The sequence below is a fragment of the Candidatus Omnitrophota bacterium genome (genome assembly GCA_040755155.1).
Taxonomy (GTDB): Bacteria; Hinthialibacterota; Hinthialibacteria; order Hinthialibacterales; family Hinthialibacteraceae; genus JBFMBP01.
Genome location: JBFMBP010000014.1, coordinates 1 through 24981, shown reverse-complemented (window position 1 = coordinate 24981; position 24981 = coordinate 1). Strand labels below are relative to the sequence as shown.

Sequence of the window (24981 nt, the reverse complement as noted above, 5' to 3'; positions counted from 1 at the left end):
GAGGCTAGTTCGGTTTCTTTGACGGTAAGACCTTTGGAATTTAACAAGTCGTTTTGGATGCGCTCGATTTTGGCTTGGGCGCGAACAAGGATTTTCTGTTCGGCGGGCGAGAATTTAGCCGCAGGGACTTTGTCAGCCAAGCGTTTGGGAGTAAGAACGATTTTGCCGTTATGAACGGCGGCGTCCAAAACATCCCCGACTTCCAAACTCACGGCGTCGAAAACCGGTTTAGGGATGGTAATCTGATGTTTGGGACTAATGCGGGTCGTGGGCATGGCGCTCCTCGCGGCGGATAATGTTCGCTTGTTATTCTTTACTTCTTTACCAGTTTATCTATTGAGAAACTTATTGTCAAATCGGAATATTTGGGTAAAGCGAGTTTTTTACGAAAAATTATCGACTCCTATTTTGACCATGGAATGGCAAATATTGCCAAATCGCGATACAATTACTTAATAGGAGATATGTATAATGGAAACCATGAACATTGCTTTATCGGCGGAAATGAAAGAATTTGTCCAAACCGAAGCCGCACGCGGCGGTTATAGCAGCGTCAGCGAATACATCCGCTCGTTGATTCGGGAAAAACAGAGGCGCGAAGAAGAAATTCGGTTAGAAAATTTGCTATTGAAAGGATTGAATAGCGGTCCCTCCACCGAGATGACCAAGAAAGATTGGGAAGATTTGAAACGGAAAATCGTAGGACGATTTAACCAACGGCGGAATCGATAATGATCCGCCGAATCGCAAAAAGAAATCAAGTCATAATCGACTTAGAAGAAATCTGCGATTATATCGGAAACGATAACATATCCGCCGCGATCCGCTTTTTAGAAGCCGCAGAATATGCATTTGAAGAACTGGCCAAAATGCCTCTAATAGGCCAATCTTGGAAATTTTCGCACCCTGATTTGGTAAATATTCGTTTTTTACCTATTCCTGGTTTCGAACGCTATCTGATTTTTTATCAGGTTTTAGATGAATGTATTGATATAGTACGAATTATTCATAGCGCACGAGATATTCCAACTTTGTTGGAAGAGGATAATCCCTTTTAAACATATCCCTCACGTCAATTCTTCCTTCATGCACTGATCGATGGAATCGATCAAATAATCGATTTCCTCGATCGTCGCAATCAACGGAGGCATAAGAACCAGCGTGTTGCCTAGCGGTCTGAGCCATATTCCATAGTTGCGCAAGGCGAAGCAGACCTTGGCGCCGAGGGCGTCCTCTACGCGGTAGGATTCATTGCGAACGCGGCTGCTGGCGAGATCGATTCCGGCGGCCATGCCGATTTGGCGGATGTCGGCGACGCGGTCGTTGGTTTCGAAAAGACAATCCAGCCGTCGTTCCAGGTGGGCGATGATCGGTTGCAGTCGTTGCAGCGTCTGGTCTTTCTCGAAACAATCGAGGCTGGCTAACGCCGCCGCGCAGCCGAGTTGATTTCCGGTAAAAGTATGGCCGTGGAAAAAAGCGCGGAACTCGCCGTACTCGCCTAAGAATCCGTCAAAGACTTCCTGCGTGGTTAACGTCGCCGCCAAGGGTAGATAGCCACCCGTGAGTCCCTTTGCTAAACACATGAAATCCGGCGAGACTCCCTCATGCTCGCAGGCGAACATTTTTCCCGTCCGGCCAAAACCTGTCGCCACTTCATCGAAAATGAGAAAAACCTCGTAGCGGCGGCATAAGTCGCGCAAACCTATAAGAAATCCCGGCGCCTGGGTAAGTATCCCCGCCGCGCCCTGCATCATCGGCTCGACGATGACGGCGGCGATTTCGGCGGCGCGTTCGCGCAAAAGGCGTTCGCAGGCGTCTAGCGATTTTTGGGCGATTGTTTGCGGCGGTTCTATGGACGTATATTTGGAATAAACGGGATAGGGAATAGCGCAGCAGGAAAAGAGCAGCGGGCCGAATATTCCATGAAAAAGATCGATGCCGCCAACGCTGACGGCGCCGATCGTGTCGCCGTGATAGGCGTTGTGAATGCTAAGAAAGGTCTTCTTTTTCGAACGCGGCGGACGCGCTTGGCGCCAATACTGAAACGCCATTTTCAAAGCGATCTCGGCAGCCGTTGATCCATTGTCGGAATAGAATACTTTTTCCAAGCCCGGCGGCGCGATTTCAACAAGGCGTTTGGCGAGCTCGATGGAGGGGATATTCGCCTGGCCTAAGAGGGTGGAGTGCGAAATTTTCTCCGCCTGCCGTTGGATAGCTTGCGTGATTTCCCGGCGTCCGTGCCCATGCGCGCATACCCAAAGAGACGAATTGCCGTCGAAGTAGCGGCGGCCTTGGATATCGTATAAATAAGCGCCCTCGCCATGAGAAATGATGAGCGGCGGCTGTTGGACGTAATCTTGCATCTGCGTGAAAGGATGCCAGATATAGCGTCGATCCCAATCCGTCCAACGTTCGATCTCTTCTATGTTGTAAGGAGTTGGATGATTTGATTCCATTGAAACGCATTCCGAATTTTTCGCCATAATAATTCTCTATCGGGATTTTCTAAAAGTTGCGGTTCCAGAAAGGGGATGCTTCCCAGAATAGCGGTCTTTCCGATTTTCTCTATGGTTTCGATATTGTTTCTCGCCAGATCGGCGGGCGCGTCCGGCTGAGAATGAGTGAAGACAACGCCCGCCAAGGAACAGCCGCTTTGACGAATTGACGCAAGAGTCAACAGCGTATGATTCAGCGTTCCCAAACGGTTGGCGGAAGCGACGAGAATCGGCAATTTCAACGCTTTCGCCAAGTCGGCGACCAAATACTCGCCGTTCAGGGGAACCATCCATCCCCCAACGCCCTCTACCAGTAGAACGTCGTAACGGGCAGATATCTTTTCAAGGGATTTGATGATTTGGCAGGAAACGATAGGGCGGCCTTCTAACTCCGCCGCAAAATGGGGCGAAACGGCTCTTTGAAAACAGATGGGATTCAGCAAAGACGCCGGTTCCTCGATATCCGCCACGCGGCGGTAGACGAGAACGTCTTCAGAGATTAGGCGATTCTCAATAAATACGCCTCCAGCGCCAATAGGCTTGACGGGACAAACATGAACGCCTTGCCGGCGCAGACCGAGAGCGAGGAGTGATGTAATTAGGGTTTTCCCGATTCCCGTATCGGTTCCTGTTATAAAAAAGCCTTTCATTGTTCGTCTCGCAAAAAAACTTCAATGTATAAAGAGGCGAACACTCTCCCCGTCTCCCAAATCTCAATGTCTTAATGTCCCCCAGTCCCCCAGTCAGTTTCTCTGTTTGCTGTCCTTACTGTAAAATTCTTCACCGCGAAAGATATCGCCGGGAGAGACGAGGCCGTTACTGGCGTCGTAAAAGTTGCCTGCCAGCCAACCGGCGCCAGCGGGAAGCGCGACGTTGAGATATTTTTTATCGGGTCCGCAACTGCCGATTTTCCACGTGGAATTTCTCCAGGCTTTATACCACACGTGGGTGGGACTGCCGTTATAACCATGAAATTTATCCGTGCCGTAATCGTAGGAAAGAGGACCGTTGGGGCCGCCGATGCGATGCCCCGTATTATCGTTGATGAGAACGTCGTCGGCCTGGAAAACATCGGGCAGCACCGCGCTCATATACGAAACCGGCGTGGTTAACCGGGCGTAGGATATCACCCACCCGTGGCTGGGTTGGCTGTCGTCGGGGGGCCTGTTATTGTCGAGCCGGTACATGGATAAGGCTGTGGAAAGCGATTTCAAGTCCGATTCCACGCGGGCGATTTTGGCGCGGGTTTGGGCGTTGAGAAAATTGGGAACGGCGATGGCGGCGAGAATGCCGATAATGGCGACGACGATTAACAACTCGATTAAAGTGAAGGCCTTGTTTTTCATATTCCTCTCCCTTGTATTTCCAAAAATCATGGCAACAGAAGCGAATGATCGATAACATTCCACGAATCGATTATCCGACAAATAAAATGAAATCTCAAGGGCGTTTTAATGTATGAGGTTCGGCATGGCGAATCAATGCAATGAGGGTGAGGATGCTTAAAATTTTTTCTTCTCTTGATAAATCATTCTCCTTGCCGCCTGCGTTTTATTCATTAAATCGGAGGAGCGGGATTCTTGACTATTCTTAGAATTATCTTCCATTTTCTTTTTGGCGGAATCGAAGCGATTTTTTGCTTCCTGCAATTCTCTCCTTTTGACTTGGAGCTGGATGACCTTGTCGTAGGTTCTTTCCAAAAGAAAGAGTCCCGTTTCGAAACTGTTTCGGAGTTCGCTGAAGGGAGTGCGGAAGATATTAATTCTCTTTTTGTCTATTTTCAAATCCAGAGAATGAAGCAACAGTTTTACGTCTTCCATGGCGCGGGAATCCTGCAACTGCTCGGCGATAGTGTATAAACTTTGTCCGACAATCTTGGCGACGGCGACGAGCAGGGAATGGTGAACTTTTAAAATTTCATCCCAATTCACCATCAAATCCATTCGATGGTTTATGGATTGAGCCAGATCGGATTCGAGAATGTTCAGGCAGAAATCCTTCTCTAAGGAGGCGAATTCGTCTTGGGGACGAAGGTCAAGCAAAAAGGCCAGCCACCATATTTTTCCTTTGGGTTGGAGTTTTTGTTCTACGAATTTCAAGCGCGGATGCGATTGCCAAGCCAGTTTGATTTTATTATCGGCGGCGGCAAGTATAAATCGTCGTTTTTCCGCGTCTTTTATCTCTTCCTGTACGATTTTATCGAGCCGTTCGCTCTCTTTGGCGCTGATTTGTTCTTCTTGTTCGGCTTCGCGAATATCTTGCTGGCACGCGTCCGCTTCCGCTTGAATAGCGAAGAAGATATCTTGACTATCTCCTTCGAGCATTACAATGGCAGGATTGGTTGTCTGAGGCGGCATCGAGTTCAAAATACTTCCTACCCAAATACGTAAGAAATGGCATACTATTCCAACCGTTACAAAATCAAAACGTTTCTCCTCGAGCCTCTTGCAAAAACTCTATAATTCCTCCCCCAAGTATGGGGAGGTAAGGATGGGTTGCATTCAGTCTAATAAAATCAACCCCCCTCTAACTCCCCCTCAAGCTTGGGGGGAGAATTTAATAGCGGATTTTATTAATTTTGCATGAGCCTCTCCTCTATTAGAATAGACGATACCTCTCGCGACTCAACTTTTCAACGTCATTTCGTGCAAACTCATAAATAATTCTTCCTTTTTGAAAGGCTTAGGAAGAAATCTCGTATTGTCGTTCAATGAGAATTCCCGGCGTACGTCTTCTTCGTTCGACAAGGCGCTGTAAAACAAAATTTTGGAATGGCGATTTTTTTTCCTAATGGAACGAGCCACTTCCAGTCCCGATCGGCCAGGAACCAGGACATCCAAGATAAAAACATCAATTAATTGGATATCCGTATGCGAAAGATAGCGTTCAAGTTCGAGGCCGTCATGGAAAATTTCCAGGGAGTGCCCCTCTTTTTCTAATGAAATCTGCAGAAATTCACTGATTAATTCTTGATCCTCCAGTAAAACGATTCGGATAGGCCGCGTGTGGAACGAGAGAGCATCCAAAGATGGAGATGTATTATCTCGATGCCAAGAGGCGGCGGGGCTTTGGGGCAAACGAAGCCGATCGATCGTCCGATTCTCCTCCATCTGGATGCATTCGACGACGCCGCCCCATTGAGAAGCAAGGGATTTGGCGAGAATCAGACTAGCGGAAGCCTGGAAATTGTCGATTTTTTTCATGGAACCTGTATGGCAAACATGGGAAAGATCGTTGGAATTTTCCTCCGTTAAAGCATTGGCTTCGATTTCTATAACGATGAAGGGAACGTAATTTTCCAAAACATCGAATAACAATCCATCCTCCATGCCGATGCTGACTTTCATTTCGCCTTTGCCATTCATCGTTTCATTGGCGTGAAGCAAAAGATAGAGAAGCATTTCTTTCAACGGCGTTTCGGGCGCAGCGATCCTTATAGAAGGAGAGATTTCACGGATAACGATAGAACAATTCGGTCCAAAAATATGGTTGCAGAACGCCAAGACGTCATCCATGAATACTCCGATATCCTCTACGAATTCTTCGCGAGAGATAGGAGAGAACAATTCGGCAAGAGTCGTATTCAAGAGTTTGGCCGATTCGCAGCATTGAAGCAGCCGCGTCATGTTTTTGCGTGTTTTGGCGTCCACTCCCGCCGATTTCTCCGCCAATTGAATGTAACCGATCATCCCCGTCAAATAGTTATTCATGGCATGGCTTACTTTTCGTGTCATACCGCCGATAAGCGAATATTTCAGCAGCAGGGGATTTTCATCATGGACTAAGGAAATCAAGTCGGATGGAATCAAAGATATAGGTTCGGCAACGAGATTCGACATGATAAGCCACTCGCCTTTAAGTTTGTTTATTTTCGCAAAAGTGATTTCGATGTTCCGCGGGAGGCTTCCAAATAGATAAATGCCCCCGACGAGAAGTAAAGTATTATTACATTAAAAGTCCATATTATAAGCATTTATTATTAAGAATTATATCTTAATATCAAAAAGAGGAATATGGTTTTGGGTATTTTTTTTAAATTACTTTATATAGGTTTTTATTTATATATTGTTTTAGCGATGCAAAATCAAATGGTTGTACGTTTCTATTTATTCGTTGGGAGGAATTCGATTGAGTAGAAATATAACGTAAAATCTTATGAGCCTCTTGCATAACTCCATAATTCCTCCCCCATGCTTGGGGAAGGTTAGGAGGGGGTTGCTTTAAGTCTAACATAATCAACCCCCCTCTAACTCCCCCCAAGCTTGGGGGGAGAATTTAAAAGCGGATTTTATTAATTTTGCAAGAGCCTCTTATAATAACGAATTAGGACGCGCTTTTTTTCTTTCCGTCCAACCAACGATAAGCCCCGCGAAAAGAGAGAATAGAGTAACGGTTGCGCCAAGATGGAAAGGCCAATCGGGAACATAACGGAAAGCGAGAGATTCATGGCCGGCTTTAACGCGACCCGCAAGAAAAACGTCTTCATACAAAACTAAGGATGGATTTTCGCCATTGGATTGGAATCGCCAACCTGGATAAACGGTATGGGACCATATTATGGTTTGAGGTTTCTCTACGGACAATTCCTTTTGGATTGAGAATAAAATTTCAACCGGCGTGGATTTTGTTACTTGGATGAGGTTGTCTACAGTGGAATCTTGCATAAATATCCGGGATTTTGCGCTGGGATTTTCGTAGATTTTCATGGGGGAAGCTGCTTCACGCCATACTTCACGATAAGGAGGATTCAAGGTTTGAGTAGTAACAATATACCGGATATTCATGTCGTTCAAATAATCCTGTTCTGGAACCGTAGGGAAAAACAATAAGCCCCCTTGAGGAGTCTCTGGGGGATGTCCGAACATCCGATTCGCGTATCGGGTGAAGGATTTTAGGATAATGGGATCGTAGCCGCGCGCCGTTTCGATGCGGTAATGCATGAGGCGGTTGGGACGCAGTTCGGGATGGGAATCCAATCCTGGATAACCAATAGCGTCATCCAGGCATAGGACGCGCCATCCTTGAGCGTTTTTTTGCAGAAAGGAGACCAATTCCGTTTGGGGGAAATACTCCTTCCGCCATGCTTCCGCCGGTTTGGCGGGGAAAAACCGATAAGAGAAAAGGAACAGGTCCAATAAAACTACAGCGGCGGGAAACAGCCATCCATAAGTTTTCCCGATCTTTTTCATCGCCAAGAGAGAAAGTCCGCCCGCCGCCAAGAAACCGATCGCTATTAAACTGGATTTCAGCATCCAACTGTACCTGATGGCAAAAAGACGATCGGGCAATTGGGCGCTGATGGCGGTGCGGTTGGCATTCCAAAGCCGGTATTCCATGATTGTGCGGTCGATTTCGACATCTCGGAGATAGTGGAGAACGGCGGGTTTGGACAAGGCGAGAATGAGAACGAAAGCGGCTAATCCTATCGATAAAACGGCGGCGATTTTAATGGCGGCGGCATCCTTGATTTTTTTCCAATCGGAATGTTCGCACAAAGACAATCCGCGGGCGGCGCAAACCGACGCGCCTAGGATATACAATAAAACCAGCCGTCCGGGAACGCGAAAATAGCTCCAACCCGGAAGGCCGTAGTAGAGAAGGGAATAGAGAAGCGTATAGCGTCCCAACGAAAACAGAATGCCCCCCATCGCGGCGGCGAGGAAAAAATACGCCTCGCGCCGCCGGAACGATTCGCCGCGCTGCGTTTCCGATTCCGGCGAGGGGAGAAAGGCCAAAATGAATAACAATAAGGAAAATGCGCCCGCATAACCGCATATTTCATGGTAGCCCGTGCGCGTTTCCCAAAAGATATTCTCTTTTTCGGGGCTGGCGGGAATGCCATAAAAAAACGGCGCAGCGAGCGTAATCAAGTGGGCGGGCGGGAGCGAATCGTTAACGGCGAACTCGTAGCGGGCGCCGCCGGCTCGCTCCGCCGTATGCCGGGAAAGTTGCAACAACGGAAATAGAACTAGCGCCCCCAAGCCTAACGAAAAGGCCAATCCAATGGCGGTTGCGATGGGATGGGGAAGAATCGAACGCCAACGGCCTGACGCTCTCCAATCCCCAAAACCCCACCAAAGAGCGCGCAAAAGAACGAGATAAAAGACATACAATGGAATCTGAGTATGTCCGCCGTAGAACATCGCCGAAAGGGAGAAAGCGAAGAGAACAAGGCTGGTTTTCGTTCGTTTTTCCCGCCATTGCGTCTGGAAATGAAGAACTAATGGCAGCCAGGCGCAGGCTCGGATGTGAATGAGATGGCCGTCGGAGCCATGCGTGATGAAAAAGCCAGACCAACCGTAAACCAAAGCGCCGAGAACGGCGCCGGATTTCGATCCCCAGAGTTTCCAGAGAAACCAATACATCGCCAATTGAGCCAAACTCTGATGGAATACGAGCGAGAGAGAAAACGTCCTTTCCACGCTGAAGAAAAGATTGAACAGGTTGAAGGGATAAAAAAGAGATGTCTGGATATTCGCCGCGAAGGGCGCGCCGCAGAAGACGTAAGGATTCCAGAAAGGAAAACGGCCGTTGCGAATTTCCTCCAGAGCGAATTCCCGCCAGGGAACGAATTGATTGATCATATCGCCCCCGCAAAGAATCCAGCCCAGAAAGATAATTTTCCAATGGAAGACGGCGACGGGCAAAAAGAGCGCCAACAGGCAAGGGATATGGGAAGATTTTTTTTCCATAGATCGATCTCTGGAATTCTTAATCGCCGTATTCACTCATCTGAGCCTCTTGTAAAATTCCTTTTTTTCCTCCCCCATGCTTGGGGGAGGTTAGGAGGGGGTTGCCTTAAACCTAATAAAATCAACCCCCCTCTAACTCCCCCCAAGTTTGGGGGGAGAATTAAAGCGTAGACTTTATCCATTTTGCAAGAGCCTCATCTTACAAAAATAAATTCGTGCATGACGGTATTGAATAGACATTATTCCCAGGGATTTCCAGATTCAGACCATGGCAACGCGCATACGATGGCGTTACTATGCGTTCGGCTTTGATTTACTCTTCCGATCTATACAATCCTGAAGCTTTCTTAAGATACAACGGATGCGTTCCAGGGAGAAGTGAAAGCCGACAGGCGGCGATCTCGCCGGATCAATTTGCCCTGCGGCGGGAAAATCTGTGGATTTAGGATTTTTTTGCGGTAAATCCCCGCTGAAGGCAATTTCCGTCTTGAACGAGCGTTTCCACTCTTATTTGGGAATGCGCGAGGCTATAATAAGCTCTTTCAGCCGTATAAATAAAATCGCGGAATCGTCTTCTCCCTCGCCGTATCCAACAATAACGGCGCAGAGGACGGATTCCAGGAGGTGAACGCAGTGCAACTTTCCATTGTAGGCCGGCGAGTTGAGGTTAGCGAGGCGATTCGGGAGTATCTCGAGAAGCGTCTCATGAAGTTGAAGAAGTATTTCCCCCGCGTGATCGACGTGCACGTCGTTCTGTATACGCAAAAGATCAACCAAGTGGCCGAAGTAACGGTCAAGGCCAACGGACTCGTCATTCACGGCGAGGAGAAGTCAGAAGATTTGTATGCGTCTATCGATAAAGTCGTGGACAAACTGGACGCGCAGTTAAGGAAGCATAAGGAACGGCTAGTCGATCATCAATCCAAAAAGACGAAAGAGGATTTAGGCATCAACCTCAACGTGTCCGTCTTCGAAAAAGAGGACATCGAAGGGATGAGACCGTCTCCCCAAGTAATCCATACCAAGAGATTCACTATTAAGCCCATGTCGGTTGACGAAGCGGCGATGCAGATGGATTTGATCGATCAGGAATTTCTCGTTTTTAAAAATTCCACCAATGAACGCTTAAACGTTATCTATCGCCTGAAGGACGGCAATTACGGTCTTATCGAACCGGATGCGTAAAACGCCGCACTTTTCCGCGCAACCGAGTAACGAATATCCGAAATCGAAAATCCAAACGAGACGCGACGGGAAATAACGTTATGAACCTGTTGGATCTGATTTCTCCGCGATGTATCAAAGTTCCCCTCGAAGCGAAAAACAAAACGGAAGCCATCTCCGAACTGGTCGATTTGGTGGCGTCGGTCAAGCAGTTGCCGCACCGGCAGGCCATTTTTGAAGCGTTGATGGAAAGAGAAGAGGTCGGCAGCACTGGAATTGGGCATGGCGTAGCGTTGCCCCACGCTAAATGTGTGGAAGTCAAGGAGATATGCGTGGCCTGCGGCTTTACGCCGGAAGGCGTCGATTTTGACGCGTTGGATCAAGAGCCGGTGTATATCTTTTTTCTCATCCTGGCTCCCCGTTCTGCGCCGGGGCAGCATTTGAAAGTCATGGCTTCCTTAACCCGTTTGTTAAGCAAAGCGTCGGCCCGCGAAGAGTTGTTGAAAGCGAAAACTCCTGACGACGCGTATTCCATCCTATGTAAAATTCATGAGCCTTCTGCGGCTACGGGCGCATCATGACGCAAGAACGCATCTTCATGCCGGATCCGCTGCCGGTGCGGCGGCTGCTCGAGTTCGACGATTTGAACGTCCGGGCGTGCGGCCCGCCGGAAGGATTAAACCGTAATATTTTGCGCCCGGAATTGAACCGGCCAGCGCTGGAGTTGACGGGTTTCTTCGAGAAATACCAGCCGGACCGGGTTCAAATCTTCGGTTCCGGAGAAATGGCTTACCTAGAAAGCCATCGGCGGGACGAAGCCGTTCTGAAAAACCTGGAAAGGATTTTTTCTCTGCTGCCGCCTTGCGTCGTCGTTACGAACGATCTCGAATTGTTTCCCGAAATTCTGCAATATGCGGAGCGACACAAAGTCGCCATTTTACGCTCCACCCACAATACAACCATCTTCACGAAGCGCTTGTGGGATGCGTTGGAACTGGAACTTAGCCCCTACGTTGTCAGGCGGGGCGTTTTGATGGACGTCTTCAACGTCGGCGTTTTGATTACCGGCCCCAGTTCCATCGGCAAAAGCGAGTGCGCGCTGGAACTGTTGTCGAAGGGACATGCTTTCGTAGCGGACGATCTCATCTATATTCGCGGCACCCAGTTTTCGAAGCTGGTGGGGACGGGACGATCCCCCGTTCCCTATCATATGGAAGTGCGCGGAATCGGCATCATCGACGTCAGCCGCATGTATGGGCCGAAAAGCGTGCGCATGACCAAGCAAGTGGATTTGGTGATTCAGTTGGAGGAGTGGGACTCGGGAAAAGAATACGAGCGACTGGGAATCGAAGACAAGATCACGACGATTCTTGGCATCGAAAAATCCTGCTACACCATCCCCATCAAGCCGGGCCGCAACATCGCAACCATCGTCGAAGTGGCGGTATTGGATTACAAGTTGAAGTCGGCGGGTGTTCATATGGCTAAAGAGTTCGACGAGAAGCTGATCCGGTCCATGAAAAAACATGAGGATCTTTGAAACCTATGTCTCCATCGGAAATTCGCGAAGAAACGTTTACGATTCTTAACGAGCTGGGATTGCACGCCAGACCCGCCATGTTATTGGTGCAATCCATATCCCGCTTGAATTGCTCGATGGTCACCATCGAAAAAGACGGACTGGAGGCGGACGGGAAAAGCATCATGGGCGTATTGACCTTGGCCGCGGAACAGGGAAGCCAGATCAAAGTGCGCGCGGAAGGGCCGGATGCGGATAAAGTCCTCGAAGCGATACGGAAACTCGTCAATGACAAATTCGGGGAAGATTAAGTTATTGGGATTGGGCGTTTCGCCGGGAGTGGCCATCGGCCATGCCCGGCTTTTCCACGTATCCACCCTGGACGTGGGTGAATCTACGGTGCTCAAACCGAACATCGAATCGGAAGTTCGGCGATTTCTGGACGCTATTGAAACCACGAGGAACCAGCTTCAGGAAATGGGAAAACGGGTGAATGCGCGCGGCGAAGATAAAGCGCTGGGCGATATCCTTTCCATGCACCTGCTTTTGCTCAAAGATTCAATGCTCGTCGATCGTACGGCTCAGTTGATTCGCGAGGAACGGCATGGAGCGGAATACGCTCTCTCCCTCGTCGTCCGCGAAAGCCGCAAACGATACGCCCATCTTCCAGACCTGTTCCGGGAACGCTTCAAGGATGTAGAAGACATCTGCCGCCGCATTATGGACGCCTTGAGGGGAGTGCAGACGCAATCCCTGGAAGATTTGGAGGAAGAGTCGGTGATCGTCGCCAAAGACCTCTCCCCTTCGGACACGGCGTCGATGCGAAAAGAAAAAGTGTTGGGATTCGTTACGGAAGCGGGGGGCAAAACGTCCCATACGGCGATCCTGGCCCGGGCGCTGGAAATCCCCGCCATCGTGGGCGTGCATCACATATCCCAATTCGCCCATGAGAACAACCTCGTCATCCTCGACGGCCATTCCGGCGTCGTGATCGTCAACCCATCCGAGGACGATCTTCGGGATTACCGCGCCAAGCTGAATCTATTCCAGGTGCGACAATCCAGATTGATCGATATCGGACGGCTGGAACCGATCACGCTGGACGGCTATTACATCGATTTGGCCGCCAATATCGAGTTCGCTTCCGAGTGCGCCGCCATCGACAAATACGGCGCGCGCGGCGTGGGCCTCTACCGGACGGAATATCTTTTTTTGAACCGCGTCGCGATTCCCACGGAAGAGGAGCAATACCAGGATTACCGCCAGGTGGCCGAGACCTTGGCGCCCGATCCCGTCATCATCCGCACGTTGGATATCGGCGGGGATAAATTCGCTCACGCATTGAATGCATCCGACGAATTGAATCCTTACCTCGGCTGCCGGGCGATCCGTTTTTCTTTGGAGAATCGGCAGATTTTTTGCACGCAACTGCGGGCGATTCTCCGCGCCAGCGCTTCGAAAAACTTGCGAGTTATGTATCCCCTGATTTCAGGCCCTTCCGAATTGAAGGAAGCGAACGATCTCGTCGCTCAGATGAAAGAAGAATTGCGGAAAGAGGGCAAGGTCTTCGACGAGAAGATTCCCATCGGAGCCATGATCGAAGTTCCTTCCGCTGTGATGGTGGCGCGGGATCTGGCGCCGCAACTCGATTTTTTCAGCATCGGCACCAATGACTTGATTCAATACGCGCTCGCCGTAGACCGGGGCAACGAGAAAATCGCGCATCTGTATCAGCCGCTTCATCCCGCCGTCTTGCGGATGATCTCCATGGTCGTGAAAGCGGGGCGGGAATTTAACCTGCCGGTGGATGTTTGCGGGGAGATGGCCAGCGATCCCGTATGCGTGTTGATGCTGCTGGCGATCGGCATTGAACGCTTGTCGATGGCCCCCACGTCGATTCCCGCCATCAAGCAGGTGGTTCGCTCCGTGCGCATGGATGCGCTGCGCGAATTCGGCGCTCATGTGCTCGAATTGCCCAGCGTGGAAAAGGTCAAGCGGGCGTTGGCCGATGCGTTGCGATCCTTGTTGCCGGACCGGGACGATTTGATTGCGGAACTCCATGAATCCAACATTCTTGCAAGCGTCTGACGAGGGCGTTATTCTAGCGGTGCGGGCTGCGCCCAAAGCGGCGCAATCGCGAATTGCGGGCGTCCACGGCCAGGAGTTGAAGGTATTCCTGCACTCTCCCCCCGTCGACGGCCAAGCCAACAAGGAACTCGTCCAACTCCTGGCGAAAACGTTTTCCCTCCCCAAAAGCCAAATTCGCATACTATCGGGAGAGAATTCGCGCTCCAAAAAAATACTCCTCTCCGGAATGGAGAAGAGGGCGATCGAAAACCGTTTGGCGGAAATCGTTTAGCTGCCCGCCTGAATGCGTTGCAGCAATTTCACGCCTGCCTTGGTTCCTTCGATTTCGCTCATGCGATCGCCTTCGAACTCGACGCCGACGAAGCCTTGATATCCGGCTTTGAGGACGATATCCATCATTCGGGAGAAGTCGATCTTGGTTTCGTTTCCCTTTTCGTCGAAGTCGTAGCATTTGGCGCTGACGGCTTTGGCGTAAGGCATCAGCGTTTCAATGGCTTTATAGAGATCGGTTCCCTGCGGGAAATTACCGAAATCGGGCAGGGTTCCGAAATTGGGCGCTGCGACGGTTTCGATAAGTTTCGCCAGCCATTTCGGATCTTCCGTGCGCTGGCCGTGATTTTCGATGATGACGTTGAGACCGTATTGGCGAGCGTATTGGCACAATTCGTAGAAACTGGCGGCGGCGGTTTTCATGTCCTCATCCGGCGATATGTGTTTTTCTCCGGCGTTGACGCGGATGCTATGGCACCCCAAAACGGCGGCGATATCGATCCATTTGCGATGATTGACGATCGCCTGGCGCTGCTCGCGAAAGTCCGGCGAAGAGAAGTCGCCTTCGTCGTCGCACATAATCAACAAAATGCGGATGCCCTCGCTCTCGGCGGTTTTCATCAATTTCTTTAAATAACTATATTGCGGAGAGGGAAAGAAGGCGTTGACCAATTCGAGACCTGTCGCTCCCGCTTCGCGGGCGAGTTTGGGTTGATCGATCTGCTTGATCTCCCCATTGAAAAACATTTTGTGCCATGACCATGCGGCCACTGAGATATGGAATTTTTCTTGCATAGCCGCCTCACTTTCTCCAGCGGCCGTTGGTAGAGCGTTCGCGGCGAAGAGAGCGCCGCCGGTCGTATGGATAAAACATCTTCGTTTCATGATTTTACCCTTTCTTTTCCGATCGTATTTTCAAATCCTCCGTCATCGGGAAGGGAGACGAAGGTTTTCGAGCAGAGTCCCAAGACCGTCAATCCTACGGCGACGGCGAACCAGAGCGTGCAAAGGCGGATGATGACCGTCGCTGAAGCGGCGATCCCCTTGGGAACGGATTGCAGCAGGACGAGCAAGCCGCCCAAGGCGCCTTCCGTCGGTCCAACGCCGCCTGGCGTCATCAGCAGCGCGCCTAGTATCGTGGCGAAAGCGTAAATGAACGTTGCGGGAACGATGGGTATAGGCGCGTCGAATCCCCAAAGAACGAGATAGAAGGCGACGCATTCGCAGAACCAGGATGCGACGCTGATCGCCGTAGTCAAGAGCAAGGGTTTGGGAGAAACGAGGAGATATATGCTCTCGTAGGAGACGCGCAGCTTTTCAGAATGTCCGCCGATCAGGGGCAGCGAACGGCTTAGAACAATTAATTTTTCCGCCGCCGCTTTCCAACTGACGGCGATCAGGATGGCGGCGACGATGACGGCGCAGAGGCCGAAGACGGCGCCGCCGTTGGGCAGCATCGCCGCGCCCATAAGGCTCATGAGGAGCAAGGCGATGAAATCCGTAAAACGTTCGGCGAGCACGATGGGCGCCGATTTGCTGACCGCCGTCCCGTTAATCTGTTTGACGAGATAGGATTTGAACACTTCGCCGAATTTGCCCGGCGTGGCCGACATCGTCAGTCCCGACAAAAAAACTTGAAACGAAGCGGCGGGGCGCAATGGGATATTCAAAAGGCGAAGATAATAATGCCACTTGCAAAAGCGAACGATATAGTTGAGGAACGCCAGAGCCAAACAGAAGGGCAAGACGCTCCAACGGAATTGCTTGAACGATTGCAATATGAGGTCCCAGCCGGTCCAAAGACAGCCCGCGAGATAGAGAAGGGCGGCGGCGGCAATGACGGCGAGGAGTTTTTTTCGGATGTTCATAAATTTCTGTAGGTTCGTTCGCGATTCTTTAAATCGACATCCACAACACCCATAAGCCAAGCGGTATGACGTAATAAGCGAATCGATGGATTTTGCCCGTTTTTACGATCAACGACAACAGCCATAGAAAGAACATGCCGGAAAGGAAAGCGGCGCCGAAACCCAAGATGCAGGGAAGAAGCGCGACGGTCATTTCTGCTTTCATCGCTTCGAGCGCCGTGGCGGCGAAGATGATGGGGACGGACAACAAGAACGAATATTCCACGGCGAAAGCGGCGGATGATCCTAACAGCAAGGAAGCGCAAATCGTCGCGCCCGACCGGGATACGCCCGGTAGAATCGCCACGGTCTGCGCCAATCCCAGCACGGCGGCGAAGATCCAAGGATTCATGGGAAAATCGTCCTTCGCGGCTTCTTTATTTCTTCCCCAAAGACGAGTCGTCAATAAGAAACAGCCTGTTACGATAAATGACGTTCCCACGAGAAAGAGCTGATCCCGCATCTTCTCCAAGGTATTTTCCAGGGGAAGGCCGAATCCTCCCGTAATGAGGTTGCTCAGGAGAATGGCGAGGATGAACGTTCGGTCGCGGGCGGCCTCCGGCGCGAAGGGCTTGCCGCCAAAGAACGTCAAGCCGGCGCCGGCCAGCGCGAACAATCGCCGCCGGAAATAGAAACATACGGCCAGAAGGGTGGCGAAGTGAAGAAGAACGTCGAAAAAAAGAAGTTCCGATACGTTCAAGTTCAAGCAATGTTCGGCGACTACGAGATGGCCCGAACTGGAAATGGGTAGAAATTCCGTCAACCCTTGCAGGATTCCCAGAAAAATGGATTCTATCGAGTTCATGAATGTTGGATCGATTCTCGTTTAAATCTTTTCAACGAATAACGCGCATTGAATTTCCCTCGCCTTATGGGAGAGGGCAAGGGTGAGGGGAACGGGCGGAAGGATTACGATTCCTTCTTCTCTGCGGAATAGCCAAAACCAGCTAGTCCTTCCTCCTCAGTCTCATAGACGGTAATAATCGGATAAAACATAGCGCTCTTCATCATTTTATGAACGCCGGCCGACATGCCAAAAAAGCCTACGATTCCGCCGATAGACGCCACGACTTTAATCGGAGTAACAAGGGATTGCAGAACCGTGCTTTGCACATTCCTCACACCCGTAAAATTAATCAATATTTTGCCTCCGCTTTCTTTGCGCGCCCTTTCGATGGATTCTTTCAAGATTTTCGCGCCGTCCAAATCCAGCGCGCCATTCAAATCGAGGATGCAGATTTTGTCTTTTTTGCGGATTTCGATTTTTATCATTCCTTCGACTCCTCAGTAGAAACCATCGTTTTTTTTGTCCGTTGGCGGTTTCATTGAATCAAGGGTTGGGCTTGGGGTCAAGAAAGGATAGCGCTTCTTCCTTGGTTTTGAAGACATTCAAATAACGACGCCATGCCGTTTTGAGAATGATATCCAACGGTTTGCCGCCGAACTCCGCCAGAGCGATTTTTCCTCCCATGCGGCAGAATATCCGCACCGGGCTTATCAATCGCAACGATTCGCGGGTTTCGATTTTTTCCAGTCCCGTTCCCAGCCAGAGAATTTTTTTACTCCCTTGCTGCCGCAGCGCCGATATGGTTTTCCCCATATTTTCCAAAGCCTCGTCATCCAATACTCCTTCGAGAAGGAGGAGATCGACGTTGCCTTCGCGCAGACATTGGATTCGCGTCATGATACCTTCAATTACGGTTCCAGGACTTGCGCCGAAGCGGCGGCGGCCCCACCCGGCGGAATAGAGAACGATTCGCAGCGATTTTTTAGTTTTTTTTCGAATGAGCCTCTTGCAAAATTCCATTATTCCTCCCCCAAGCCTGGGGGAGGTTAGGAGGGGGTTGTCTTAAAGTCTATTAAAATCAACCCCCCTCTAACTCCCCCCAATCTTGGGGGGAGAATTAAAAAGCGAATTTTATGAATTTTGCAAGAGCCTCGAATCTCTGGCAATTATTCCACTCTTTTAGTAGAATGCGAAGCGACATACAATCCCTCGAACCGATAGAAACTCAAAGGAGCGAATACAGACAATGAAGCCGATGCGAAATTCTAGCAGGATTTTAGGATTGCTTGCGTTGTGTTTTGGATTTCTTCTATGCGCAGGCTGCATGGAGGATTCTTTTATCAAGGCGAAGGTGAAAAGCCCCATTGTTTCGGATTCCTTGCTGGGAAGCGCCAGCGTTGGAAAAGTGGATGGAGGAGAGTTCGTCAAGGAAGGCTGGAAGCCGGGAGCGGCGGGAAAACTGATATACGATCTTCCGGGAATGACGCAAGGCCTTATCGTTTTCGAGGCGAAAGGCTTGGATCGTTCGGCGAAAAATTCCACCTTTTTCTCCTTGTACGAACCCACCGACTTGGGCGATTACGCCGATCCATACGTCCTTTTCAATCCCTACCGCGTCGCTTTGACGCTAAACTCGTACCCCAAACCGGCGTTTGATTTCCTGTGGACCATCAAGAAATTTCCCGCCGCCGCCGCGCCGATCGATCATTACGTAAAAGGGTTGCCGGAGGGCGTGGAGGGAATAGAAACCGTTGTCACCTCCTCCGATGTTCCCCTATTTCCGGATCAAGTCTACAAAATATCCATCGCTTGGAGCATGGGCGAAGCGACGCTCCGCTTGGGAGGTCAAACGGTCGCCGTCGTCAAGTACGCTCCCCGTCTTTATGACGCCCAATCGCTGAGAGCGGTATTCGGCCGCAGCCCCGGCATGGATGAATTGGATTTGAAGAATCTGGTTATCTCGAACATAGCCATCACGTTTCCTGGAATGGCGAAATAACTTTTCGAACGCTGCGAGGCGGGGCGGTCTGTTCCGCCTCGCGGAGGAACGAGGATCGGCATGTTGGAAAATTGGTTTCACCTCTCTGAAAACAACACGACGATGCGGCGCGAGGTCGTCGGGGGAATCGTCACCTTTCTTACCATGTCTTACATCATCTTCGTCCAGCCGGTGATGCTGCAGACAACGGGGATGGATTTCGGCGCGGTGATGACGGCGACCTGCCTTTCCTCGGCGTTGGCCACGTTCATCATGGGCGTCTGGGCGAATTATCCCGTCGCTCTTGCGCCGGGCATGGGACACAATGCCTTTTTCGCTTTCATCGTCTGCGGGCGTCTGGGCATTTCCTGGCAAGCGGCGCTGGGAGCGCTTTTAATTTCCGGCCTTTTGTTTCTGCTTTTGGGAGCCTATGGCATCCGGTCGAAGGTGATGAACGCGATACCGGATTCGTTGAAATTCGGCATCGCCGTAGGTATCGGATTGATGATCGCCCTTACGGGATTCGAATGGGCCGGCGTCGTCGTCGACGATCCCAACACGTTGGTGAGCATCGGCGTTTTGACGAATCCTAGCGTCGTCATTTCGGGATTGGGATTGATGACGGCGCTGATTCTGACATGCTGGCGGGCGCGGGGGGCCATTCTGGCGGGGATGGCGGTATCCGCTATGGCGGCGCTGGCCATGGGATTGATCTCCTACAAGGGCGCTTTTTCCATGCCGCCATCGCTAGCGCCGACGTTTTTAGCGCTGCGTCCCCAGGACGCCTTGGCGTTGGGCGTAATGCAAGTCATCTTCGTTTTCTTCATCCTCGATCTTTTCGACACCATCGGAACGCTGGTAGGGGTGGCGGAATTGGGCGGTTTTATGCGCGGGGGCGAATTGCCCCGGGCGCGCCAAGCGTTTATGTCGGACGCCATCGGGACCGTGTCGGGCGCCGTGTTGGGCACATCGACCGTTACCAGTTACGTGGAGTCTTGCGCCGGCATCGGCGAGGGCGCCCGCACGGGATTGGCAAGCGTCGTCACCAGCGTCCTGTTTTTGCTGGCGCTTTTCTTTTATCCCCTCGTAGAGATGTTGGGCAAGGCCATTGAGGTACAGCCGGGTATGCAAGTCTATCCCATCATCGCTCCCGCCTTGATAATGGTCGGCTTTATGATGATGCGGGGCGTGAAGTTCATTCCTTGGGACGAGCCAACCGATAGCATTCCCGCTTTTCTGACGATCATGTTGATCGCGTTCAGTTTTTCCATCACGGAGGGCATCGCCTTTGGATTTATGAGTTATACCCTTTTGAAAATCTTCACAGGGCGATGGCGGGACCTCAATCTTTTTCTTCTCGTCATTTCCGTCATTTTCGCTTTCCGGTATTTCTATCTATCCATATAAAAGAATCGCCCGCCAACAACCTATTTGGGGCGCGTTCGTATCATAACAACGGGAAAATTTACAAAGAAAATTAAAAATTGAAAAAAAACTATTGCCAAAGCCATGTGTTTTCCGCTATAATGTAATAGTGAAGAGCATGGGATGAGCCGAGTTGCTCTCCGCTCTTGGGTCAAGGCGCCCTGAAAGCCTATACTGAGGTTGCGGGGACGAAAGTTCCGTACGCCTTGGACTGCGATCCCGAAAAAGGGTTTGCGATCTCATATCCCGGGAAGGGATAGAGGAAAGGAGTGGGCTTTCTACAATATGCTGCCGAGTATCTAAGGAAGGGGTCATCCTTAAAGCGGGCGGCCCCTTCCGTATTTATATACTCTTTATTTCCGCCAGCAATGCGTCTCTCCAAACCTCCATTACGAACCGCAAAAAAAGTTTCGCCAATTCGAATAAAACACTTGCCAAAGAAGGACTTTTTCCATTATAATGTTTAGTAGAGAGTAAAAAGAGAGATGCAAAGTCTCAATGCTCTCTGGATTGGGCTCCGAATAGCCCGCGCCGAAGGTTAAAGTGGCGGTGTCGCCATTGGCTTCGGGATCGAGGACCCTACGGGGTTTGGTAGACGACTCGTAAAGGACTTTAAGAAGAGCGGAATCGGGGAGAACAGCGATTTGCTCGCTCTTGAGTCTGGGCGACCAAAACAGCCCGCAGCGAGGATAATTGGCGCAAAAGCCTTCCGCCTCGCAAGAAAGGCCTTTAGGAGTTGGAGCGGTAAAAGGTCCCTTTGGGGATCACAACGAACATGGAGGCATCTACGCATGCCAATGGACAGTTAAGGAGGGAGTCATCAGGTTAAATGGTGACTCCTTCCTCATTTATGCCCTCTTTTTCTTTTCCTTCCATCCTCCTATCACTTTCCTTGCGCTGGGGAAAAACCGTCGGCGGCGTTCGTATGGCGGGAAAAATTCTTATCTCGATGCTATGATGATAAAACCAGAGTACGGAATCGCCGGAATCCTAGAATAATAACCGAATGGACGTTGATCCATCGAAACCGTCTTTCGGCGATAGCGGAATCCGCTTTCATTCCCATTCGATGCTGGTTTACCATAATCGCCTGCTCAGAAACATGGCGGCGTTTCAGTCTATTATTTCTTCATCTCATGGAGGTTTATTGTGTCCGGTCAGCAAAAACTCGAACAGCAATTCGAAGAATCCATCCCTAAAGGCTACGATGCGGAACTCTACAAGATCCGGCATTCCGCCGCTCACGTCATGGCTCAGGCCGTCCTCGACCGATTTCCGGGAACAAAAATCGCTATCGGCCCGCCCGTAGAAGACGGCTTCTATTACGACTTCGATCTTCCCCGCCAACTGGAAGAGGAGGATTTGGGATGGATTGAAAATCGGATGAAGGAGATTATTCAAGGGAATCATCCGTTCGCTGTCAGAGAAGTTACGGCGCAAGAAGCCCGCGAGATTTTCAAGGATCAACCCTTCAAACTGGAACTCATTAAAGACCTCGTCGAAGGCCGTTTCGACGAAGACGGCAATAAGATAACGGCGGGAGGAGAAAGCCGTTTGACGATTTATCAACACGATTCCTTCGCCGATCTCTGCCGCGGGCCGCATGTCGACAACACGCAACGCATCCCCGCCAACGCCGTCAAGCTGATTAAGATCGCGGGCGCCTATTGGAAGGGCAGCGAAAAGAATCCCATGCTTACCCGCATTTACGGCTCGGCCTGGCGCAGCGAAGCGGAATTGACCGATTACTTGAACCGGTTGGAAGAAGCTAAGAAGCGCGACCATCGCCGCGTGGGCCGCGAGTTGGAATTGTATATGACTAGCGAGCTTGTCGGCTCCGGTTTCCCTTTACTTCTGCCGAAGGGAGCAACGGTCCGGCGGTTGTTGGAGAGTTTCATCCTGGAACTGGAGCGCAAGCGCGGCTATTCGCACGTTTGCACGCCTGCGCTGGCCAAAGTAGATCTTTATAAAAAATCCGGCCACTGGGAGCACTACAAGCACGATATGTTTCCGCCTATCGAGTTGGAGACGGAAAGCCTGGTGCTGCGGCCTATGAATTGCCCCCATCACATTCAAATATATTCCTCCGCCAAGCGCAGCTACCGCGAACTGCCGCTGCGGATCGCGGAGTTGGGAACGCAGTACCGCTTCGAGCGTTCCGGCGTAGTGGGCGGGCTTTCGCGCGTGCGCGGCATGACGCTCAACGACGCGCATATCTTTTGCCGTCCCGATCAGATTCAGCAGGAATTTTCCGGCGTAGTGCAATTGGTCGAAACCGCTTATAAAATTTTAGGCATTAAAGAATACAGTTACCGCCTATCTTACCGCGATCCACTAGACGACGAGAAATACGTGAAGAACGACGAGATGTGGGAAAAAGCGCAGGCGATGCTGAAAGAAGCGATGGATGAACTAGGGCTGCCCTACGTCGAAGCGGAAGGCGAAGCGGCTTTCTACGGCCCGAAATTAGACATCCAGCTGCGCGATACGATGGGGCGCGAGGAGACATATTCCACGGTGCAGATCGATTTCCATCTCCCCAATCAATTCGATCTCCACTACATCGGCGAGGATGGCGGGGAGCATCGTCCGGTTATGATCCATCGCGGCGTCATCAGTACGATGGAGCGCATGATGGCCTACTTGATCGAACTGTACGCCGGGGCGTTTCCGGTTTGGCTGGCGCCGGTGCAAGCCGTAATCATCCCTATTGCCGATACACAGACGGAATTCGCCCACAAACTGGCGCAGCGCTTCCTCGAGCAGGATTACCGCGTGCAAGTGGACGACCGCTCCGAGCGCATGAACGCTAAAATCCGCGACGCGCAATTGCAAAAAATTCCCTACATGCTCGTTGTGGGCAAGCGGGAAATGGAAAATGAATCTGTCTCCCTGCGCCTGCGCACGAACGAAGATTTGGGCGCCATGCCGATCGGAGAATTCGAATCGTTGTTGAAGAAGATCAACGGCAGCCGTTCGCTGAATTTGACGGAGAAAAGTAAAGCTGATTAGTGGGCGTAATTTTTTTTATATCATTCATCTATACGCAGCGTAATTCGAATAAATAACCAATAGGCTCTATTAAAAATAAGCAAGAATAGTATGGCCGGCTTCAACAGGAGCCGGCTTTTTTGTTGAGATTTATTATTTGAAGCATTGATTCGATCCGTCTTGGTCAAACGTTATTAGAAAATAAGTCTCGCATGGATGGCGGAAAAAAAAATGATAAATCTACCTTGATTTCCCTTTATACTAATGTTATACTAATATATCAGAAAAATTCTATATAGAATTATTGATTAGTTTAATGATCGTATGAAGCATGGATTTAACAAAAAATGAGGAGACAGATCATGAAAAGAGGTTTCACTTTAATTGAATTGTTGATCGTCGTAGCGATTATCGGCGTATTGGCGATGATCGCCGTTCCGAATTTCTTAAACGCCTGGACGAAAGCCAAAGTCAGCCGCGCCCATAACGATTTGCGCGTATTGGCGATGGGATTGGAAATGTATTATCTGGATCACGGCGATTATCCTTACGTTTTGGATCAAGGGGGGATCGAATGGCAAATGCCCGCCGGTTTTCCGCCCAATCATCCTAACGGTCCCGCCGGATTGACGACGCCGACGCCTTACGTCCAATCCGTTCTTCGTGATCCTTTTCTTTATGGAGAAGGCAATGAAGCCAACGGGGGAAATCCTTTTCTCTACTACGAACGCTGCGGCTTCGGATTCAACATTACGGGTGAATTTTCACCCATCAAGCCGGTCCGCGTGCCAGTGGACGCCAACGGAACGCTTTTAGGAACGGCGCCGGATTACCAAGAAAGCGATTGCTCGAAAGTACCAACCCGCTGGGTGGTTTACAGCGTAGGGCCGGACAAGAATCACCGTGTGTTAAATCCAGATGGAAGCATTCTCGTCCGTTCGCGTTTCAGCCTTTGGAACCGCTACGATCCCACGAACGGACTCCTCAGCCAGGGAAACATTCTCTGCTTTCCCGGCGGATTGCATTTCCCGTAATACCAAGGCTTATTAAGAATATGACATAAAATTCCCTCGCCCTCTGGGCTGATCTTTACCCACAAGTCGAGGGGATTACTCAAGGGTAAAAAACAACCTTGCCCTAGGCGCCCCATTAATCAAGGGCGGAAGGAGGTTTCATTTTTTACGTTTCCGGATCACGAAAACACGAAAGGGCGCGAATACCACGAAAATTTCGAATCGCAGATTTTACGGACAATTCGGATTCTATGGAGTTAACATGCGTTTTTCTCTCCCAGCCTTGAAAGGGCTATTATCAAATGCCCCTTGAAAGGGGCAAACGACAATACTCCGCCGTTTTAACGGCGGGTTGACTAACCAACTTGGTTATTCTTTATTCCCGACAATCCTGATTCAGGCATTCATGAATACCTCAATACTTGTGGGTAAAGATCAGGCCCTCTGGGAGAGGGTTAGGGTGAGGGGATTATAAGGATAATAATATCAATCCTCACCCATCCTCTCCCCATCTTGGGAGAGGAACTGAAGTTTGGCTATTGAGAGGCGTAGAAGACAGCGGAAGAGAGGGAATTTTGGCATTTCTGGGGCTTCGCGTCGTAGGTGGCGCGCGTAGAGAAGCCGGAGAAATAGCGCCGTTCCATGCCCAAGC

At 50.5% G+C, this 24981-nt stretch carries 24 protein-coding genes; 12 read left to right on the top strand and 12 right to left on the bottom strand.

Annotation, left to right across the window (positions count from 1 at the left end):
- A partial coding sequence (locus tag AB1656_01650) for an AbrB/MazE/SpoVT family DNA-binding domain-containing protein (protein MEW6234067.1) occupies window positions 1-275 on the bottom strand: 275 nt, incomplete at its 3' end.
- A gap of 196 nt (window positions 276-471) precedes the next feature.
- On the opposite strand from AB1656_01650, the gene AB1656_01645 reads away from it, so the two are divergent.
- Together AB1656_01645 and AB1656_01640 are read left to right on the top strand one after the other, a co-directional pair.
- Window positions 472-732, top strand: coding sequence for a type II toxin-antitoxin system ParD family antitoxin (locus AB1656_01645; GenBank protein ID MEW6234066.1), 261 nt, complete (start codon window positions 472-474; stop codon window positions 730-732).
- Window positions 732-1058 (top strand): type II toxin-antitoxin system RelE/ParE family toxin, encoded by a 327-nt coding sequence (locus AB1656_01640; protein ID MEW6234065.1) that lies wholly within the window; start codon window positions 732-734, stop codon window positions 1056-1058. The genes AB1656_01645 and AB1656_01640 overlap by 1 nt, the downstream gene beginning before the upstream one ends.
- A 9-nt stretch (window positions 1059-1067) precedes the next feature.
- On the opposite strand, the gene bioA is transcribed toward AB1656_01640, so the two are convergent.
- From bioA to AB1656_01610, 6 genes are all read right to left on the bottom strand, one after another.
- The gene (gene bioA, locus AB1656_01635) at window positions 1068-2456 is read right to left on the bottom strand and encodes an adenosylmethionine--8-amino-7-oxononanoate transaminase (protein MEW6234064.1); all 1389 of its coding nucleotides are present in this window, start codon (window positions 2454-2456) and stop codon (window positions 1068-1070) included.
- Entirely contained in the window at window positions 2423-3145 is a 723-nt protein-coding gene (bioD, locus tag AB1656_01630; protein MEW6234063.1) for a dethiobiotin synthase, read from the bottom strand. The genes bioA and bioD overlap by 34 nt, the downstream gene beginning before the upstream one ends.
- A 93-nt stretch (window positions 3146-3238) precedes the next feature.
- Entirely contained in the window at window positions 3239-3841 is a 603-nt protein-coding gene (locus AB1656_01625; protein ID MEW6234062.1) for a prepilin-type N-terminal cleavage/methylation domain-containing protein, read from the bottom strand.
- Window positions 3842-3997: 156 nt separating this feature from the next.
- On the bottom strand, window positions 3998-4852 hold the full coding sequence (locus tag AB1656_01620) for a hypothetical protein (protein MEW6234061.1): 855 nt from the start codon (window positions 4850-4852) through the stop codon (window positions 3998-4000).
- Between the two features lie 267 nt (window positions 4853-5119).
- On the bottom strand, window positions 5120-6334 hold the full coding sequence (locus AB1656_01615; protein MEW6234060.1) for a response regulator: 1215 nt from the start codon (window positions 6332-6334) through the stop codon (window positions 5120-5122).
- A gap of 471 nt (window positions 6335-6805) precedes the next feature.
- Window positions 6806-9187: a hypothetical protein gene (locus AB1656_01610; protein MEW6234059.1), complete on the bottom strand. Its 2382-nt coding sequence runs from the start codon at window positions 9185-9187 to the stop codon at window positions 6806-6808.
- 633 nt (window positions 9188-9820) lie between these two features.
- On the opposite strand from AB1656_01610, the gene raiA reads away from it, so the two are divergent.
- The 6 genes from raiA to AB1656_01580 all read left to right on the top strand — a co-directional run bounded on the left by raiA (window position 9821) and on the right by AB1656_01580 (window position 14229).
- Window positions 9821-10372 carry a ribosome-associated translation inhibitor RaiA gene (gene raiA, locus AB1656_01605; GenBank protein MEW6234058.1) on the top strand — a complete coding sequence of 184 codons (552 nt, stop codon included), beginning with the start codon at window positions 9821-9823 and terminating at the stop codon, window positions 10370-10372.
- Window positions 10373-10452: 80 nt separating this feature from the next.
- Window positions 10453-10932 (top strand): PTS sugar transporter subunit IIA, encoded by a 480-nt coding sequence (locus AB1656_01600; protein MEW6234057.1) that lies wholly within the window; start codon window positions 10453-10455, stop codon window positions 10930-10932.
- Window positions 10929-11891: an HPr(Ser) kinase/phosphatase gene (gene hprK / locus AB1656_01595; GenBank protein MEW6234056.1), complete on the top strand. Its 963-nt coding sequence runs from the start codon at window positions 10929-10931 to the stop codon at window positions 11889-11891. Before AB1656_01600 ends, hprK begins: the two co-directional genes overlap by 4 nt.
- 5 nt (window positions 11892-11896) lie before the next feature.
- Window positions 11897-12181, top strand: coding sequence for an HPr family phosphocarrier protein (locus tag AB1656_01590; GenBank protein ID MEW6234055.1), 285 nt, complete (start codon window positions 11897-11899; stop codon window positions 12179-12181).
- The gene (gene ptsP, locus AB1656_01585; protein MEW6234054.1) at window positions 12159-13958 is read left to right on the top strand and encodes a phosphoenolpyruvate--protein phosphotransferase; all 1800 of its coding nucleotides are present in this window, start codon (window positions 12159-12161) and stop codon (window positions 13956-13958) included. The genes AB1656_01590 and ptsP overlap by 23 nt, the downstream gene beginning before the upstream one ends.
- The gene (locus AB1656_01580; GenBank protein MEW6234053.1) at window positions 13930-14229 is read left to right on the top strand and encodes a DUF167 domain-containing protein; all 300 of its coding nucleotides are present in this window, start codon (window positions 13930-13932) and stop codon (window positions 14227-14229) included. Before ptsP ends, AB1656_01580 begins: the two co-directional genes overlap by 29 nt.
- On the opposite strand, the gene AB1656_01575 is transcribed toward AB1656_01580, so the two are convergent.
- The 5 genes from AB1656_01575 to AB1656_01555 all read right to left on the bottom strand — a co-directional run bounded on the left by AB1656_01575 (window position 14226) and on the right by AB1656_01555 (window position 17942).
- On the bottom strand, window positions 14226-15113 hold the full coding sequence (locus AB1656_01575) for a sugar phosphate isomerase/epimerase family protein (GenBank protein MEW6234052.1): 888 nt from the start codon (window positions 15111-15113) through the stop codon (window positions 14226-14228). The genes AB1656_01580 and AB1656_01575 overlap by 4 nt on opposite strands.
- On the bottom strand, window positions 15110-16096 hold the full coding sequence (locus AB1656_01570) for a lysylphosphatidylglycerol synthase transmembrane domain-containing protein (GenBank protein MEW6234051.1): 987 nt from the start codon (window positions 16094-16096) through the stop codon (window positions 15110-15112). The genes AB1656_01575 and AB1656_01570 overlap by 4 nt, the downstream gene beginning before the upstream one ends.
- Window positions 16097-16124: 28 nt before the next feature.
- Complete coding sequence (locus AB1656_01565; protein MEW6234050.1) at window positions 16125-16940, bottom strand: undecaprenyl-diphosphate phosphatase; 816 nt, start codon at window positions 16938-16940, stop codon at window positions 16125-16127.
- Window positions 16941-17044: 104 nt separating this feature from the next.
- Complete coding sequence (locus AB1656_01560) at window positions 17045-17407, bottom strand: STAS domain-containing protein (protein MEW6234049.1); 363 nt, start codon at window positions 17405-17407, stop codon at window positions 17045-17047.
- A gap of 58 nt (window positions 17408-17465) precedes the next feature.
- Entirely contained in the window at window positions 17466-17942 is a 477-nt protein-coding gene (locus AB1656_01555; protein ID MEW6234048.1) for a hypothetical protein, read from the bottom strand.
- 226 nt (window positions 17943-18168) lie between these two features.
- On the opposite strand from AB1656_01555, the gene AB1656_01550 reads away from it, so the two are divergent.
- The 4 genes from AB1656_01550 to AB1656_01535 all read left to right on the top strand — a co-directional run bounded on the left by AB1656_01550 (window position 18169) and on the right by AB1656_01535 (window position 24350).
- Window positions 18169-18921, top strand: a complete 753-nt coding sequence (locus AB1656_01550) for a hypothetical protein (protein MEW6234047.1) — start codon at window positions 18169-18171, stop codon at window positions 18919-18921.
- Between the two features lie 60 nt (window positions 18922-18981).
- Window positions 18982-20307 (top strand): NCS2 family permease, encoded by a 1326-nt coding sequence (locus AB1656_01545; GenBank protein MEW6234046.1) that lies wholly within the window; start codon window positions 18982-18984, stop codon window positions 20305-20307.
- A gap of 1167 nt (window positions 20308-21474) precedes the next feature.
- Window positions 21475-23337, top strand: a complete 1863-nt coding sequence (gene thrS / locus AB1656_01540; GenBank protein MEW6234045.1) for a threonine--tRNA ligase — start codon at window positions 21475-21477, stop codon at window positions 23335-23337.
- Window positions 23338-23678: 341 nt separating this feature from the next.
- Window positions 23679-24350 carry a prepilin-type N-terminal cleavage/methylation domain-containing protein gene (locus AB1656_01535; GenBank protein MEW6234044.1) on the top strand — a complete coding sequence of 224 codons (672 nt, stop codon included), beginning with the start codon at window positions 23679-23681 and terminating at the stop codon, window positions 24348-24350.
- Window positions 24351-24981 lie beyond the last annotated feature (631 nt).

Coding starts and splice junctions, on each gene's coding strand:
- AB1656_01645 (MEW6234066.1), top strand. CDS start 472: ATGGAAACCATGAACATTGCTTTATCGGCGGAAATGAAAGAATTTGTC.
- AB1656_01640 (MEW6234065.1), top strand. CDS start 732: ATGATCCGCCGAATCGCAAAAAGAAATCAAGTCATAATCGACTTAGAA.
- bioA (MEW6234064.1), bottom strand. CDS start 2,456: ATGGAATCAAATCATCCAACTCCTTACAACATAGAAGAGATCGAACGT.
- bioD (MEW6234063.1), bottom strand. CDS start 3,145: ATGAAAGGCTTTTTTATAACAGGAACCGATACGGGAATCGGGAAAACC.
- AB1656_01625 (MEW6234062.1), bottom strand. CDS start 3,841: ATGAAAAACAAGGCCTTCACTTTAATCGAGTTGTTAATCGTCGTCGCC.
- AB1656_01620 (MEW6234061.1), bottom strand. CDS start 4,852: ATGCCGCCTCAGACAACCAATCCTGCCATTGTAATGCTCGAAGGAGAT.
- AB1656_01615 (MEW6234060.1), bottom strand. CDS start 6,334: ATGTCGAATCTCGTTGCCGAACCTATATCTTTGATTCCATCCGACTTG.
- AB1656_01610 (MEW6234059.1), bottom strand. CDS start 9,187: ATGGAAAAAAAATCTTCCCATATCCCTTGCCTGTTGGCGCTCTTTTTG.
- AB1656_01600 (MEW6234057.1), top strand. CDS start 10,453: ATGAACCTGTTGGATCTGATTTCTCCGCGATGTATCAAAGTTCCCCTC.
- hprK (MEW6234056.1), top strand. CDS start 10,929: ATGACGCAAGAACGCATCTTCATGCCGGATCCGCTGCCGGTGCGGCGG.
- AB1656_01590 (MEW6234055.1), top strand. CDS start 11,897: ATGTCTCCATCGGAAATTCGCGAAGAAACGTTTACGATTCTTAACGAG.
- ptsP (MEW6234054.1), top strand. CDS start 12,159: ATGACAAATTCGGGGAAGATTAAGTTATTGGGATTGGGCGTTTCGCCG.
- AB1656_01580 (MEW6234053.1), top strand. CDS start 13,930: ATGAATCCAACATTCTTGCAAGCGTCTGACGAGGGCGTTATTCTAGCG.
- AB1656_01575 (MEW6234052.1), bottom strand. CDS start 15,113: ATGAAACGAAGATGTTTTATCCATACGACCGGCGGCGCTCTCTTCGCC.
- AB1656_01570 (MEW6234051.1), bottom strand. CDS start 16,096: ATGAACATCCGAAAAAAACTCCTCGCCGTCATTGCCGCCGCCGCCCTT.
- AB1656_01565 (MEW6234050.1), bottom strand. CDS start 16,940: ATGAACTCGATAGAATCCATTTTTCTGGGAATCCTGCAAGGGTTGACG.
- AB1656_01560 (MEW6234049.1), bottom strand. CDS start 17,407: ATGATAAAAATCGAAATCCGCAAAAAAGACAAAATCTGCATCCTCGAT.
- AB1656_01555 (MEW6234048.1), bottom strand. CDS start 17,942: ATGGAATTTTGCAAGAGGCTCATTCGAAAAAAAACTAAAAAATCGCTG.
- AB1656_01550 (MEW6234047.1), top strand. CDS start 18,169: ATGAAGCCGATGCGAAATTCTAGCAGGATTTTAGGATTGCTTGCGTTG.
- AB1656_01545 (MEW6234046.1), top strand. CDS start 18,982: ATGTTGGAAAATTGGTTTCACCTCTCTGAAAACAACACGACGATGCGG.
- AB1656_01535 (MEW6234044.1), top strand. CDS start 23,679: ATGAAAAGAGGTTTCACTTTAATTGAATTGTTGATCGTCGTAGCGATT.